The sequence below is a fragment of the Burkholderia sp. S-53 genome (assembly GCF_025560745.1).
Taxonomy (GTDB): domain Bacteria; phylum Pseudomonadota; class Gammaproteobacteria; order Burkholderiales; family Burkholderiaceae; genus Burkholderia; species Burkholderia pyrrocinia.
In genome coordinates this window covers 613,811-628,739 of record NZ_CP090483.1, presented here as the reverse complement: position 1 = coordinate 628,739, position 14,929 = coordinate 613,811, and the positions used below count along the sequence as shown (strand labels likewise).

Genomic DNA, 14,929 nt, shown 5'->3' with positions numbered 1-14,929 from the left:
GCCTGGTCGATTCGAATGTCGTGCGCCGCGTCAGGCCGCCTGGGCGGCACTCGTCTGCGGCAGCGCGAGGTTCAGCACCGCGTGCTCGTTCGCCTGTTCGCGCGACAGCTCGCCCGCGATCCGGCCTTCGCGCATCACGACGATGCGATCGGACACGCCGAGCACTTCCGGCAGTTCCGACGACACCATCACGATCGCGCAACCGCGCTCGGCCAGCCGATAGATCACGTCGTAGATCTCGTGCTTCGCGCCGACGTCGATCCCGCGCGTCGGCTCGTCGAGAATCACGACCTTCAGGTCGGGCTCCGCGAGCCAGCGCGACAGGATCGCCTTCTGCTGGTTGCCGCCCGACAGGAAGCGGATCTTCTGCCGCCGGTTCGGCGTCTTGATCTTCAGCCGCTGGATGAAGCGGTCGGCCGTTTCGCTTTCGGTCTTGCGGTCGATGAACAGCCCCGCGCGCAGCGAATGGCGGCGACAACTGATGTTGATGTTCTCCGCGACCGACGCGATCGCGATGATCCCTTCTTCCTTGCGGTCTTCCGGGCACAGCACGATGCCGTGGCGGATCGCGTCGCCGGTGCGCTTCACGTCGATGCGCGCGCCGTCGAGCGTCAGCACGCCCGCGCGCCGGCGGTCCGCGCCGTACACGAGCCGCATCAGTTCGCTGCGGCCCGCGCCGACCAGCCCGAAGAAGCCGACGATCTCGCCCGCGCGCACCGAGAAGCTCGCGGGTTCGCGCAGCGCCGGGCCGTCGACGCCTTCGGCGGAGAATCGCACGTCGCCGAGCGCGCGCGGCGCGTAATGGTAGATGTCCGAAATCTCGCGCCCGACCATCTCGGCGACGAGCCGCTCGCGCGGCACGTCGGCCAGCGATGCGTGCGACGCGATCTTGCGCCCGTCGCGAAAGATCGTGCACGCATCGCACAGCCGGTAGATCTCGTCCATCCGGTGCGAGATGTAGATCAGCGCGCGGCCCTGTGCGCGCAGGTCGTCGACGAGCTTGAACAGCACCTCGGTCTCGCGATGCGACAGCGAGCTCGTCGGTTCGTCCAGCGCGATCACGCGCGCATTGCGCATCAGCGCCTTGCAGATCTCGACCATCTGCCGCTGTGCGATCGACAGCCGCCCGAGCTTCGCGTCGGGATCGAGATCGACGCCCATCGCCGCGAGCCGCTCGCGCACGAAGCGCTTCGCCTCGCGCTTCTTCACCCAGCCGAACGCGTTCGGCAGGCGGCCGAGCAGCAGGTTTTCCGCGACCGTCAGGTCGGGCACGTACTGCAACTCCTGGTGAATCACCGCGATGCCGGCCGCGATCGACGCCGCCGCACTCGCGAACTGCACGGGCCGGCCGTCGACCAGCACGCTGCCCGCATCGGGCTGGTATTCGCCGCCGAGAATCTTCAGCAGCGTCGACTTGCCCGCGCCGTTCTCGCCCATCAGGCCATGCACCTCGCCCGCATGCACGTCGAACGAAATGCCGTCGAGTGCGCGCACGCCGGGAAATACCTTGCCGATATTGTCAAAACGCAGTGCCGCTGACACGTCGTCTCCCTACTTCCTGATCGATCGACCGCCGGCCGCCGCATCGCCGCGGCAGCCGGCGGGCCGCTTACTTCGACGCGAGCCCCATCTCCTCGCGCACCTTCGACACGTTGTCGCGCGTCGCGAGCATGCCCGTCGTCAGCGTCAGCGCCGGCGGTGCCTTGCCCTGCGTGATCCACGAGTACATCAGGTCCGAGGTTTCCTCGCCGTGGCGCTTCGGGCTGATGATCACGGTGCCGTAGAAGCCCGTCGGCTGCGGCTTCTTGAACTCGTTCAGCGCCGAATCGGAACCGCCGATGCCGATGCCGATCATGTTGTCCGCCTTGAAGCCGCGCCCTTCCGCCGCGCGCACCGCGCCGAGCACGGCCTCGTCGTTCAGGCCGTACGCGACCCAGTGCTTGAACTGCGGGTTCTTCGTGAGCGCGATGTTCGCCGCGTTGAACGCGTTCTCGGTATCGGTCTTCGCCTGCGGCGCCACGATCACGTTCGCCTTCGGGAAGCCGGCGGCCACCAGCGCGTCGGTCGCGCCGCTCGTGCGGTCGTGCGCGGTCGGCAACTGTTCGTAGGTGATGTCGATCGCGCCGACATCCTTCATGTCCCAGCCGCGTTTCTTGATCTCGGCCGCGATGCCGTCGCCGACCTGCTTGCCGATGTTGTACGCGGAGATCCCCATGTGCGGCACGGCCTCGATCGGCTTGCCCGCGCCGTCGACGAGGCGGTCGTCGACCGTCATCATCTTCAGGTTGTGCGACTTCGCCTTCGCGACGATGCCCGGCCCGAGCTTCACGTCGGGCGTGCAGATGATGAAGCCCTGCGCCTTCTGCGCGGACAGGTTGTCGATCGCGCTCATCACCTTCTCGCCCGACGGCGCGCCGATCTTCACGAGCGTGAAGCCCTTCGCTTTCGCCGCCATTTCGGCGAACTTCCACTCGTCCTGGAACCACGGCTCTTCCGGCTGCTTCACCAGAAAGCCGATCTTGACCGGGTCGGCCGCGTGCGCGACCGGGCTGCCCATCACCACCGCGGCCGCGGCGGCCAGCGTTACGAACGTTCTGCGTTTCATCTCCAGTGTCTCCTTGTCTTCATCGAACAGGATGTAGCCGCTTGTTGGTTTCGACGCAGCGTGCGCGCGGCCGTCGCACGTGCGGTCTTTCGAATCGTTGCGTCAGTCGTGATACAGCGCCGCGCGCCCGCCATCGACGGTGATGCACGCGGCATTGATGAACGGCGCCTCGTCGGACGCGAGGAACACGGCCGTCATCGCAACCTCCTCGGGCCGGCCGATCCGCTTCATCGGCTGCAGCGCAAGCGTCTCGGCGCGTGCGGCGGCCGGATCGGGCTGCGCGTCCCACCAGTCGCGCGTGAGCTGCGTCTCGATGTAGCCCGGCGCGATCGCGTTCACGCGCACGTTGCGCGCCGCATATTCGATGCCGAGCGCGCGCGTGAGGCCCAGCACGCCGTGCTTCGCGACCGGGTACGGAAAGCAGCCCGGGATGATCCGGAACGCATGCGTCGACGCGATGTTCACGATGCTGCCGCGGCCGCGCTCGACCATCCCTTCCAGCGCCGCGCGGCAGCCGTGCCACACGCCGTCGAGGTCGACCGCGAAGCAGCGGCGCCAGTCGTCGTCGGTCATCGTCAGCGGATCGGCGAACACGTTGATGCCCGCGTTGTTCACGAGCACGTCGAGCGGGCCGAATGCCGCTTCGGTCTGCGCGAGCGCATCGCGTACCGCATCCTGCCGCGCGACGTCCGCCTGCAGCGGCAGCACGCGTGCGCCGTCGAGGTCGTGCGCAATCGCGGCGGCCGTGTGCTGCGCCTGCGGGAAGTCGAGATCGACGAGCGCGACGGCCGCGCCTTCGCGCGCGAACGCACGGGCGATCGCGGCGCCGATTCCGCGGCCCGCGCCCGTCACCATCGCGACCTTGCCCGCGAGGCGGCCCATCATGCGGCTCCGTCGCGCGCGACGCGCAATCCGGCCTGGAACGCGCGCGCGTTCGCCGCGGTCGCGTCGGCCGGCTGGCCGGGCCGGTACAGCGCCGAGCCGAGCCCGAAGCCGTTCGCGCCGGCCGCGAGGAACGGCTGCATGTTGTCGGGCGAGATCCCGCCGACCGGGATCAGCGGCACCGCGCGATCGATCACCGCGCGCCACGCCTTCACGATCGTCACGCCGAGCTGCTCGGCCGGGAACATCTTCAGCACGTCGGCACCGTTCGCGAGCGCGGAAAATGCTTCGGTCGGCGTCGCGACGCCCGGTGCGCTCGCGAGGCCGCGCTCACGTGCGCGGCGGATCACGGCCGCGTCGCTGTGCGGCATCACGATCAGCGCGCCGCCCGCGTCCTGCACGCGATCGACATACTCGGCGCGCAGCACGGTGCCCGCGCCGACGATCGCGTCGTCGGGCAGCGCGCGCCGCAGCGCGGCGATGCTGTCGAACGGATCCGGCGAATTGAGCGGCACCTCGACGATCCGGAAACCGGCTTCGTACAGCGCATGGCCGTGGTCGGCCGCTTCGGCGGGCGTGATTCCGCGCATGATCGCAATCAGCGGACACGCATCGAACGCGCGCATCAGCGCCGCATGAGGCGTGTACGGCGCGGGCAACGTAAGGTCGGACGGCATCAAGGGTTCCTCTGCAATCGGTTCATTGGTCGGCGCAGACGGGTTCACCGTCCGCACGCACGAGCCCGGCGCGCGACGCGATCCACCACAGGCCGCGCTCCGTCGCATGCGCGACGACCCGCGCGTGCGTGTGGCCGAATACGTGGAGCGCATCGACGTAGCGCGCGCACAAACCGTCGTCGCCGATCAGCAGCAGCGGCTGGTCCGCGAGCGCGATGCCGCGCTCCGCGAGCATCGCGTCGAGCGCATTGAGTTCATGGCCGATCAGCAGGCCGGACAGGTAGTCGCCCTGCGCATCGGGTGCGAGCCGGTCGGTCAGGCCGAGCGTGCGCGTACTGAAGATCGTCGCGAGCAGCCCCGTGCGCTGCGCGCCGCGCGCAACCGACACGCCGCGCACGAACGCCGCGCGATCGGGCGACGCTCCCGCGCGCATCGTGCGGCCGAGGATCGTGTGGTCGCGCAGCACCGCGAACAGCTCGCCCGTCATGAAGGTCTGGAAGCGCTCGATGAGCCCGTCCTTCACCCACGCCCATTTCGCATGCGTGCCCGGCAGGCCAATCAGTACCCCTGAACGATCGGTGCCAAGCATGGAATCGCTCGCGAGCGCACCGAATATCTGCGTTTCTTCGCCGCGCATCACGTCGGGCAATTCGCCCGTCGCAATCACGCCCGGCACGATCGATACCGTCACGCCGCGCGACGTCGTCACCGTAATGAGGCCCGCGACGAGCGCGTCGGCGCCGGTCGGCACCGCGACGTACGGCGCCTCGCGCCAGCCCTGCGCGCTGCCGACCATCCCGGCGGCGAGCACCGGCAGGCCGGGCGTGCGGTCGAGCCAGTCGCCGCAGGCTTCCTCGAACACCGCGTCGAACGCGCGCGCACCGCCGCCCGGCACGTGCATGACGCCCGCCGCGCGGCTGCGCGTGTCGATGAGCGCGCCGTGCGCGTCGTACAGATACGCGCGCAGCGACGTCGTGCCCCAGTCGAGCGCGATCAGCGACGGAAGGGCGGAGCTGGCATCCGGAACGGTCCGGGTCGAAGTCGTCATCGTTTGATCCTGCGGGTACCCTGCGGCGGGCTCCAGCCCAGTTCCGCGGAAATGGCTCGCGCTTCGCGCTGCACGAGCGGAATCAGTTCGTCCATCCGGTCGTGCGGCATGTACGGAATCGTGCTCGCGACCGACACGGCCGCGACGACCGCACCCGATGCGTCGCGGATCGGCGCGGCCACGCAGCGGATCGACGCCTCGTTTTCCTCGAGGTCGAACGTATAGCCGCCGGCCGCGTAATGGGCCATGCGCTGCAGGAACGCGCTCGTCTCGGGCCGGTTGTCGGGCTTGAAATTGACGCCGGCCAGCGCGCGCCGCGCGGCCTCGAACAGCGAGCGCCACAGGTCGGGATCGAGGTCGAGCATCATCGCCTTGCCGATGCCCGTCGACGCGAGCGGCATCCGGTGGCCGACGCGCGAGCGCATCTCGAGGCCGCGCGTGCCGGGAATCTTGTCGATGTACAGCACGTCGTCGCCGTCGCGCACGCCGAGATGGATCGTGTCGAGCGTCGCTTCCGCGAGTGCTTCGAGATGCGGGCGCGCCACCGCGGTGAGCGGCATCTGCTCGAGCGCGATCGTGCCGAGCTCGATCAGCTTCGGGCCGAGCAGATAGCCGCCCTGCACCTGGCGCAGGTAGCGCGCCTGCACGAGGCTGCTGACGAGGCGGTGCGTCGTGCTGCGCGTCGTGCCGAGCGCGGCGCCGATCGCCCGCATGTCGCGCGCACCGTTCGCGATCGCCTCGAGGATCGCGAGACCGCGCAGCAGCGTCTGCGTGCCGGCCTGCTGCGCGGCGAGATCGAGCGGCGTGCTGGTCGCGCCGATGCTGTCGGTCAGCGACCCATCGTCCGGCGTCGCGCGCCGGGTGTCGAGAGCAAGGGAGTCGGGCATCTTGGTCATGGGGCGGGCTTCTTCAACGGAATCGGTGAAGCCGCTCGCGCGGCGCCGGAACTGCGTCCGGCGTCGCGACGAGGCGGCGGTCGATGCACCGAGTAAAGCGCCCGGCGAACTTCATGGAATGTGTCTCCGTGTGCGTCGGGCGCCATGCGATGCGTGGGTCCGAAGCTGTCGATGTGCTTCGGATTGTAGGAGCGCACGCACTCAGCTCCAATATTTGAATGCGTTGCCCAGATACTGAGAATTCAGGCGGAATCCGCGGGGGACGCGATGCAACGGCCGCACCATGTGCACGGGGGCGGAACCCGCCGTGCAGCAGGTTCCGCCCCCGTTTGTTCACCACCCGCCGCGCTTACTGCTGGCTCGTGCTGCGTGCCTGCATGTAGCGCTGCACGTCGGCGAACGACACGCGGCCGCTGCCGCCCGAATCGATCTGCCGGAAGTGGTTCGCGACATAACCGAGCCCGGCCGAGCGCGCCTGCGCTTCGGTGATCGAACCCGTGCTCTGCGTATCGGCCGCTTCGAACTGCCGCGCGAGCTTGCGCACCACCTGCGCATGCAGCGCGGCGCCCGTCGTCTGCGTGCCGGCGGTCGGCTTGCGCGCGGCCGGCGGCACGTACGGATCGCCGAGCTGCGCCTGGCGCGCGCGCGCCGGTACGGCGGCGTCGCTCGCCTGTGCGAACGCGGATGCGGATACGGTTGCTGCGGCGCCGGCGCAAACGAGCGCGGCGGCAACGACGATGAAACGAATCTTCATATCAGGCTCCAGTCTGGAATGAGGTCGTCGACGGCAGGCGAGGCGCCGCCGGGGCGCCAATCGCCGGCCCGGCGCAGCATCAGTGCGCGACCGCGTTGTAGAAGGTCACGAGGTCGGCTTTCTCCTGCGGACGCGACGTATCGTCCAGATAGACCATGTGTCCGCCCTGATAGTCCTTGATCGTCAGGTTCGGTTGCGTCCCGAGCCGCGCGAGGTCGAGCTCGGTCTGGTAGAACGGCGTCGCGATGTCGTGATACCCGTTCAGCGACAGCACCTTCAGCGACGGATTCAGCGTCAGCGCCGCGGCCAGATCGGGGATCGTGTCGGGCATCGCGAGACCGTCGTGCGTCCAGTCCCACGTGTTGATCGCATTGCTGCTCAACGAGTAGGCCGACTGCGCGGTGTACTTCAGCTCGTTCGGCAGGTAGCTGCCGATCGTGTCGGTGAACGGCTTCGTGATGAACGAGCTCGACGGATCGCCGTCCGCCGCGAGCGGGCTCGACACGGGCACGTTCACGCGTGCGTCGTAGCGGCCGATCAGCGTGCCCGGGATCAGCGACAGCTGGAAGCTGTTGTCGAAGAAAGTCGGGATCACGTTGAAGTTCGCATTCCACAGCCCCTGCTTCACGCCGGTCGAATTCGCCATCGTCGTGACGAGACTCGGCGGCGGCGGCGTATGGCTCGCCAGGTACGCGTTCACGGCGGGCGCGTAGCTGCCGGCCGTCAGCAGGCGCATCTGGTCCGCATACTGCGGCAGGTTCGACGGGTTCGGATTGTCGAGCTGGTAGTACGCGCCGACGGTGCCGTACGACGGCACGAAGCCCGCGCAGCTCACCGGGCTCGACCCGTTGTTCGAGTTGCCGACATAGTCGCTCGCCATGTCGCAGTTCGTGTTGTAGTTCAGGATCGACGACTGCAGCACGATGCCGGCAAGCTTCACGCCGGCCGTCTCGAGCAGGTTCGCGAGCACGTCGGTGCGCGGCGTGCCGTACGACTCGCCGAACAGGTATTTCGGCGAATCGTTGCGCTGGTTCACGGTCAGGTAGCGCGTCACGAAATCGCGGAACGCGCCGCCGTCCTGGTCGACGCCCCAGAACGTCTGGTTCGTGTTCGGCGCGATCGCTTCGGAGAAGCCGGTGCCGATCGCATCGACGAACACGAGGTCGGTCGTGTCGAGCAGGCTTTCCTGGTTGTCGACGAACGGGAACGTCGACGCATTCGCGTTCGGGTCGCTCGTCTGGACCCGTCGCGGGCCGAACGAGCCGAGGTGCAGCCACACCGATGCCGAGCCGGGGCCGCCGTTGTACAGGAACGTGACGGGCCGCTTCGCCGCGGGCTGGTTGTCGGCCGTGTAGGCAACGTAGAAGAACGACGCTTCGGGCGCGCCCGTCTGCGGATTGCGCGCGACGAGGTGGCCGGCCGTGGCCGTGTAGCGGATCGTCTTGCCGTTCAGTGTGATCTGGTGATGCGTGACGGCGGCCTTTTCAACCGCGGCGGATGCGTCGAGCGACGCGGTCGCGCTCGACGAATAACTGTTCGGATCGTTGTACGCCCTGTCCACCTGACTGGCGGGATCGGCTGAGCTGTCGGCGCTCGCAGCGGCGGACGGTGTCACGTCGTCGTTGCAGGCCGTCAGAATCAGCGAAGAAAAAACCACCCCCAACAACAGCTTCGCTTTGCTCGCTGGCATCGTTGCTTTCCTTCTCTCGGATGTTTTTTGTGTCGAGCAGCCGGATAAGCCGCCCCCCGCCTCGATTGCGGCCGATAAGCCGAGGCGCTGGCCAATATACGCGAGCCCGTCAGCTTTGAAAAATTTTGAAATATTTGGCCGGCAGCCGGTGCGGCGCACACCTTTCAGGAATGCTTCGATTCGCAAAACGTCGCATTTCATGCGCCTTTCATCGGCTTTCGCGTTTACCCGGGAATACTAAAAATGTGCGGATTTCGTGCCATATCGGCAAACAAAATCGCGCGGTCGCCGGCATTGCTCAGCAAAGCGAAATAGACGAATTCGTCTAAAGGATGTGGCCCGAAATGCGCGCGACACGAATGCGCTGCAGCGCACCAATCGCGCGTTGGCGAAGGAACGGACAATGCAACGGCGCGAGCGCGCCGTTCACTCCGATTGCGGAAGCGCGGCCGCGCCCATCCGGCGGGCAATGATCGCCGCGCGCTGGGCCTGGTAGGCCGAGCCGCGATGCGCGTCGAACCAGCGCGGCTTCGGCAGCATCACCGCGAGACGCGCCGACTGCCACGCGCCGAGCCGGCTCGCGGGAATCCTGTAGTAATAGCGCGCGGCCGCTTCGGCGCCGTACACGCCGCGGCCCCATTCGACGGAATTCAGGTAGATCTCGAAGATCCGCTCCTTGTCGAGCACCGTTTCGAGCATCCACGTGATGATGAGCTCCTGCCCCTTGCGGATGTAGCTCTTCTCGCGCGACAGGAACAGGTTGCGCGCGAGCTGCTGCGTGATCGTCGAACCGCCCGCGACGATCCGGCCGCGCGCCTTGTTCTTCTCCCACGCCTGCAGGATCGCGTCGACGTCGTAGCCGTTGTTGGTCGCGAAGGTGGAATCTTCGGATGCGATCAGCGCGCGCTTCAGGTTGCGCGAGATCTGGTCGTACGGCACCCACTGGTGCTGGATCTGCGCAGGCGGCTTGTCGCGCGACAGCCACCATGCGTCGGTGCGCATGAACGCGGTCGAGCCCGGGTTCACGAACGACCACAGCGCGATCTGCGCGACGTAGAACAATTGCGTCGCGAGCCATGCGCCCGCGAACACCGCACCCGCGTAGACGATCCAGCGGGCCGGGCTCACCGTCCGCGTGCGCTGCGTGCCGCTTACCGCCGCCACCTGCCGCGCCCCGTTCAGCTCGCCGCGAGCGCCTGGCGCAGCGCGGCCAGCACCGGTGCGCCGTCCGGCCGCACGCCGCGCCAGATGAAGAACGATTCGGCCGCCTGCTCGACGAGCATCCCAAGCCCGTCGGCCGTGCGTGCGCCGAGCGACGCCGCATGCTGCATGAACACGGTCGGCTGCGCGCCGTACATCATGTCGTACGCCAGCGTGCCCGCGCCGAACGCGGCCGCGTCGCACTCCGGCAGCGCGGCGTCGAGGCTGCCGGCCGTCGCATTGATAACCACGTCGTACGGCTCCGCGCGCACCACGTCGGGACCGCCGCCCGCGAGCGTGCAGCCCGCATCGTGCGCGGCCTGCATGAACTGGCCGACGAGCGCCTCGGCCTTGCTTGCGGTGCGGTTCACGATCGTGACCGACAGCGGCGCGCGGTCGAGCAGCGGCAGCACGACACCGCGCGCGGCACCGCCCGCGCCGAGCAACAGGATGCGCGCGCCTGCGAGCGACACGCCGAGATTCGCTTCGATGTCGCGCACGAGGCCGACGCCATCGGTGTTGTCGCCGTGGATGCGGCCGTCGGCATCGATGCGCAGCGTGTTCACCGCGCCCGCCGCCGCCGCGCGCGGCGACAGCGTGTCGGCAAGCGCGTGCGCTTCGAGCTTGAACGGCACCGTCACGTTCGCACCGCGGCCGCCTTCGGCGACGAACGCGCGCACGGCCGCTTCGAAACCGTCGACCGGCGCGAGCCGGTGCGCGTACTCGATCGCCTCGCCGGTCTGCGCGGCGAACTGCGCGTGGATGAACGGCGACTTGCTGTGCGCCACCGGGTTGCCGAACACTACGTAGCGGTCGGCGCCGCTCGTCGACGCAACCGCGTTCATGATGTGCGCCCCTCTTCGCTGTCGTTGCCGCTCGCGGCTTCGCCGCCCTCGCCTGCCGCCGCGCCGACCGCTTCGGCCAGCGCTTCCGCCTCGGTTTCCGCCGTGGCGTCCTCCGCGTCGATCAGCGTGTCGTCGCCGCCTTCGGCGTCATCCTCTTCCTCGGCCGCCTCGCCGCTCGTCACCGTCGGCGCGTCGAGCACGTTCAGCAACCGCACCGATGCCTCGATCGTCAGCTCGTCGAGCGACATCACGTCGAGCAGCACGCGCGTGCCGCGCGCATGCACGCCGAGCCCCGGCACGTGCAGCAGCAGCGGAATCTCCTCGAGGCGCACGAGATCGCCCTTCACGACGCTCGCGACGACCTGCTTCTTCTGCTCCTGCGCGAGCCAGCGCAGGCACCAGAAATATTCCATCCGGCGCTGGTAGTCGGCGTAGGCCGTGTAGGTGTCGTCGAAGCCCTGCACGACCGCGTACAGGTCGGCGTCCTTCGGCTTGAACGGCGCGGCGAGCTTCGCGGTGACGCCATGCTGCACGCACGCGAGCAGTTGCCACTGGTTCACGAGGTCGACGTAGCGCCGCAGCGGCGACGTGCTCCATGCGTACTGCGGCACGCCGAGGCCTTCGTGCGGCGCGGCCGACGTCTGCATCCGCGTGCGCTTCGGGCCCGGTGCGCCGAAACCGCGCTGCGAGCGGTAGATGCCGGGCACCGTGTGGTCGTGCAGGAACGCGCCCCAGGTCGAGTTCGCGAGGATCGCGAGCTCCGACACGATCAGGTCGAGCGGCGAGCCGCGACGGCGCGGCGTGATCGACACGCGCTCGCCGTCGACGTAGAAGTTGTAGTCGGTGTTGCGCTGCACTTCGCGCTTCAGGCCGTAGCCCGCGCGCGCGAGCTGGCGCTTTTCGAACAGCGCCTGCGCGAGCGGCCACAGCACGGCGATGTCATCCTTGTGCGGATAGTCGCCGGTGCCGGCCGCGAGCGTCTCTTCGTTGACGAGTTCGTCGAGCGTGTTGTGACGCAGGTTGTTCTTCACGAACACGAGTTCGGCGCGCGTCTCGTTCGCGACGATGTCCTGCGTTTCGCGGTTGACGATGATGTACAGCGACAGCGCCGGGCGGTAATCGCCCTCCTTCAGCGTGAACACGTCGACGACATCGTCCGGCAGCATCGTGATCTTGTCGCCCGGCATGTAGACGGTCGACAGGCGCGTGCGCGCGATCGCGTCGACCGCGTCGCCGCGCACGATGCCGAGCGCCGGCGCCGCGATGTGCACGCCGATCCGCACGCGGCCGTCGGACAGGTGTTCGACCGAGAACGCATCGTCGATTTCGGTCGTCGTGATGTCGTCGATCGAGAACGCCTCGACGTTCGCGCGCGGCAGGTCGTCCGGCAGCGCGCCGACCGCGACGGGCGGAAAGCCCGTGCCGTGCGGGAAGAATTCCGCGAGGAACCGCGCCTCGTGCAACGCACGCGGCGACGCGATGCCGCCGCAGTCGAGCATCAGCCGCGCCGGCGACACGCCGCGTGCGCCGGCCGCCGCTTCCATCGCCTTGTATTCGATCGCGTTCTTGTCCGGCCGCGTCAGCAGCCCGAGCACCTTGCCCGCGAACGCTTCCGGCAGCTTGCCGGCCTTCAGTTCCTCTTCATACTGCGCCTGGACGAGCGCCTGCTGGCGCTTGCGCTCGAGCGACGCGAGCGCCATCTTGAGCTGCTCTTCCGGCGCGCGCTGGTACTGGCCGCGCCCCTTGCGGCGGAAGTAGACGGGCGAGCCATGCAGCCGCAGCACCAGCGCAGCGCGCTCGACCGGGCCGTACGCCGCGCCGAAGTACTCCTCGGCCAGCGCCGTATACGCGAACTCGTCGGCCGGCGCGCATTCCCACAGGAAATCCAGATCGATCTGCTGCGCGGCCGAGTCGGCCTCCTGCATCAGTTCGCCCGCGGCCGGCTTGTCGAATTCGATCAGCACGTCTTTCGCGCGCACCTTCGCCCGCCGCCCGCCGGGCAACTCGACCTGAAACGCGTCGCCCTGGCGCGACAGCACGCTGCCCGCCTTGAAACTGCCCGATTCCTCGAAGAAAACGTTCACTCAGTACTCTCGTTCAGACTGCCGGGCGCCGCGTCGGCGGCGCCGCATGATGATGGGGATTCGATCGGCACGTGGCCGGTTTATCGCGTTTTTCCGTCGCAAAACGCGAGAACGTCGTCGACATAGTCGGCAAATTCGCTGATGCCGTGATCGCTGCCTTCGATCACGCGCGTTTTCGCGCCCGGGTAGTGGGCCAGCATCTCGCGGTAGTCGAGCACTTCGTCGCCGGTCGCCGCGAACAGATAGTAGCGTTCGGCGCGCGTGATCGCCGGCACGCGCAGCGCATCGAGCTCGTGCAGGTGATGGCGCTCGACGACGATCGTGCCGCCGCCGTGCCACAGCGGCTGTTCGCCCAGATGCTGCTCGAGATCGCGCTGCGGCACGATCGCCGGATTCAGCAGTACGGCCTTCCAGCCGTGCTTTTCGGCGAGCCACGTCGCGTAATAGCCGCCGAGCGAGCTGCCGACGACGGTCACGTCGCGCGCACCGGCAACCTCGGCTTCAGCGACGGCGATCGCGTCGAGCGGCGACACGGACAGCGACGGGCACCGCCACTCGTCCGTGCGGCCGAGTTCGGCCATGCGCGCGGCGAGCAGCCGCGACTTCTGCGATTCCGGCGACGACCGGAAGCCGTGCAGATACAGGATCACGTGCGACTCCCGAGCGCGTCGAGCAGTTTCTGGTGCACGCCGCCGAAGCCGCCGTTGCTCATCACGAGCACGTGGTCGCCCGGACGCGCGGCCTCGACGACGGCCTTCACCAGCAGGTGCAGATCGTCGTACGCGCGCGCTTTGTCGCCGAGCGGCGCGAGCGCCTCGCCGAGATTCCAGCCGAGCGCGTCGCGCCCGGTCGGCGCGCCGTAGCCGAACACGAGATCGGCATCGGCCAGGCTCGCCGGCAATTGCGACTTCATCACGCCGAGCTTCATCGTGTTCGAGCGCGGCTCGAGTACCGCGAGGATGCGGGCATTCTGACTACCGATGCGCGCACGAAGGCCGGCGATCGTGGTGTCGATCGCGGTCGGATGGTGCGCGAAGTCGTCGTAGACGGTCACGCCGTCCACGCTGCCGCGCACTTCCATCCGGCGCTTCACGTTGCGGAACGATGCGAGGGAGGCGGCGGCCTGCGCGGACGGCACGCCGACGTGGCGCGCGGCGGCGATCGCCGCGAGCGCGTTCATCCGGTTGTGGTCGCCCTGCACCTGCCACGCGACTTCGCCGACGCGCTCCGCGTGCGAATACACGGCAAAGCGCTCGTCGACCGGCACGCCGTCCTCGGCCGGCAGCGCCTGCCAGCCGCCGTCGACGCCGAACCGCTCGACCTCGCTCCAGCAGCCGCGCGCCAGCACGCGCTCGAGCGCGTCCGAGCGGCCGTTCGTGACGATCCGGCCGATACCGGGCACGGTGCGTACGAGATGGTGGAATTGCGTTTCGATCGCAGCGAGATCCGGGAAGATGTCGGCGTGATCGAATTCAAGGTTGTTCAGCACCGCGGTGCGCGGCCGGTAGTGGACGAACTTCGAGCGCTTGTCGAAGAACGCCGTATCGTATTCGTCGGCCTCGATCACGAAGAAGCTCGAATCGGTGAGCCGCGCCGATACGCCGAAGTTCAGCGGCACGCCGCCGATCAGGAAGCCCGGGTTCAGGCCCGCGTCTTCCAGCAGCCACGCGAGCATCGACGACGTGGTCGTCTTGCCGTGCGTGCCGGCGACCGCGAGTACCCATTTGCCGGCCAGCACGTGCTCGCCGAGCCACTGCGGGCCCGACACGTACGGCAGGCCGCGATCGAGGATCGCCTCCATCAGCGGATTGCCGCGCGTGACGACGTTGCCGATCACGAACAGGTCCGGTTTCAGGTCGATCTGTTCGGCGCCGTAGCCCTCGATCAGCGTGATGCCCTGTGCCTCGAGCTGCGTGCTCATCGGCGGATAGACGCCCGCGTCGCAACCCGTCACCGTGTGGCCCGCCTCGCGCGCGAGTACGGCGAGACCGCCCATGAAGGTGCCGCAGATGCCAAGAATGTGGATGTGCATAGATGAATGCTTTCGCGCCGCCGGGCGCCGTCGATTCGGAAAAGATGCGTCTGCGGCGCGCCGGACAGGTCGTGCGACCGGCGCTCGTCGCCGCGACACAAAGAGCAGTATTGTAACTGACGGCCTGCCGTGCCCGGCGGCCCGAACGATGCGGGCAAACGCCGCCGGTGCGCCGGGCCGCAGGCCGCCGCAGCCGCGCTCGGGCGCTGCGGCGAT

At 68.4% G+C, this 14,929-nt stretch carries 13 protein-coding genes; all 13 read right to left on the bottom strand.

All coding sequences use genetic code 11. From position 1 onward, the window contains the following. Positions 1–30: 30 nt before the first annotated feature. On the bottom strand, positions 31–1,542 hold the full coding sequence (gene araG / locus LXM88_RS07945) for an L-arabinose ABC transporter ATP-binding protein AraG (protein ID WP_262540859.1): 1,512 nt from the start codon (positions 1,540–1,542) through the stop codon (positions 31–33). A 67-nt stretch (positions 1,543–1,609) separates the two neighbouring features. Next, positions 1,610–2,605 carry an arabinose ABC transporter substrate-binding protein gene (locus LXM88_RS07940; RefSeq protein WP_262540857.1) on the bottom strand — a complete coding sequence of 332 codons (996 nt, stop codon included), beginning with the start codon at positions 2,603–2,605 and terminating at the stop codon, positions 1,610–1,612. 102 nt (positions 2,606–2,707) lie between these two features. After that, positions 2,708–3,487: an SDR family oxidoreductase gene (locus LXM88_RS07935; RefSeq protein WP_262542817.1), complete on the bottom strand. Its 780-nt coding sequence runs from the start codon at positions 3,485–3,487 to the stop codon at positions 2,708–2,710. Beyond that, entirely contained in the window at positions 3,487–4,164 is a 678-nt protein-coding gene (locus LXM88_RS07930) for a 2-dehydro-3-deoxy-6-phosphogalactonate aldolase (protein ID WP_262540855.1), read from the bottom strand. The genes LXM88_RS07935 and LXM88_RS07930 overlap by 1 nt, the downstream gene beginning before the upstream one ends. A 22-nt stretch (positions 4,165–4,186) precedes the next feature. Then, positions 4,187–5,212, bottom strand: coding sequence for a 2-dehydro-3-deoxygalactonokinase (locus LXM88_RS07925; RefSeq protein WP_262540853.1), 1,026 nt, complete (start codon positions 5,210–5,212; stop codon positions 4,187–4,189). After that, positions 5,209–6,108, bottom strand: a complete 900-nt coding sequence (locus LXM88_RS07920) for an IclR family transcriptional regulator (protein ID WP_262540852.1) — start codon at positions 6,106–6,108, stop codon at positions 5,209–5,211. Before LXM88_RS07920 ends, LXM88_RS07925 begins: the two co-directional genes overlap by 4 nt. Before the next feature lie 349 nt (positions 6,109–6,457). Beyond that, on the bottom strand, positions 6,458–6,862 hold the full coding sequence (locus tag LXM88_RS07915; protein ID WP_262540850.1) for an EF-hand domain-containing protein: 405 nt from the start codon (positions 6,860–6,862) through the stop codon (positions 6,458–6,460). Positions 6,863–6,941: 79 nt separating this feature from the next. Then, positions 6,942–8,552: a S10 family peptidase gene (locus LXM88_RS07910; RefSeq protein WP_262540848.1), complete on the bottom strand. Its 1,611-nt coding sequence runs from the start codon at positions 8,550–8,552 to the stop codon at positions 6,942–6,944. 426 nt (positions 8,553–8,978) lie between these two features. Then, positions 8,979–9,716, bottom strand: coding sequence for a monofunctional biosynthetic peptidoglycan transglycosylase (mtgA, locus tag LXM88_RS07905; RefSeq protein ID WP_262540846.1), 738 nt, complete (start codon positions 9,714–9,716; stop codon positions 8,979–8,981). A 14-nt stretch (positions 9,717–9,730) separates the two neighbouring features. Next, positions 9,731–10,597 (bottom strand): shikimate dehydrogenase, encoded by an 867-nt coding sequence (gene aroE, locus LXM88_RS07900; protein ID WP_262540845.1) that lies wholly within the window; start codon positions 10,595–10,597, stop codon positions 9,731–9,733. Next, the gene (locus tag LXM88_RS07895) at positions 10,594–12,681 is read right to left on the bottom strand and encodes an RNB domain-containing ribonuclease (RefSeq protein WP_262540844.1); all 2,088 of its coding nucleotides are present in this window, start codon (positions 12,679–12,681) and stop codon (positions 10,594–10,596) included. The genes aroE and LXM88_RS07895 overlap by 4 nt, the downstream gene beginning before the upstream one ends. Positions 12,682–12,761: 80 nt before the next feature. Then, positions 12,762–13,331, bottom strand: coding sequence for a YqiA/YcfP family alpha/beta fold hydrolase (locus LXM88_RS07890; protein ID WP_262540843.1), 570 nt, complete (start codon positions 13,329–13,331; stop codon positions 12,762–12,764). Further along, entirely contained in the window at positions 13,328–14,713 is a 1,386-nt protein-coding gene (mpl, locus tag LXM88_RS07885; protein ID WP_262540841.1) for a UDP-N-acetylmuramate:L-alanyl-gamma-D-glutamyl-meso-diaminopimelate ligase, read from the bottom strand. Before mpl ends, LXM88_RS07890 begins: the two co-directional genes overlap by 4 nt. Positions 14,714–14,929: the final 216 nt, after the last annotated feature.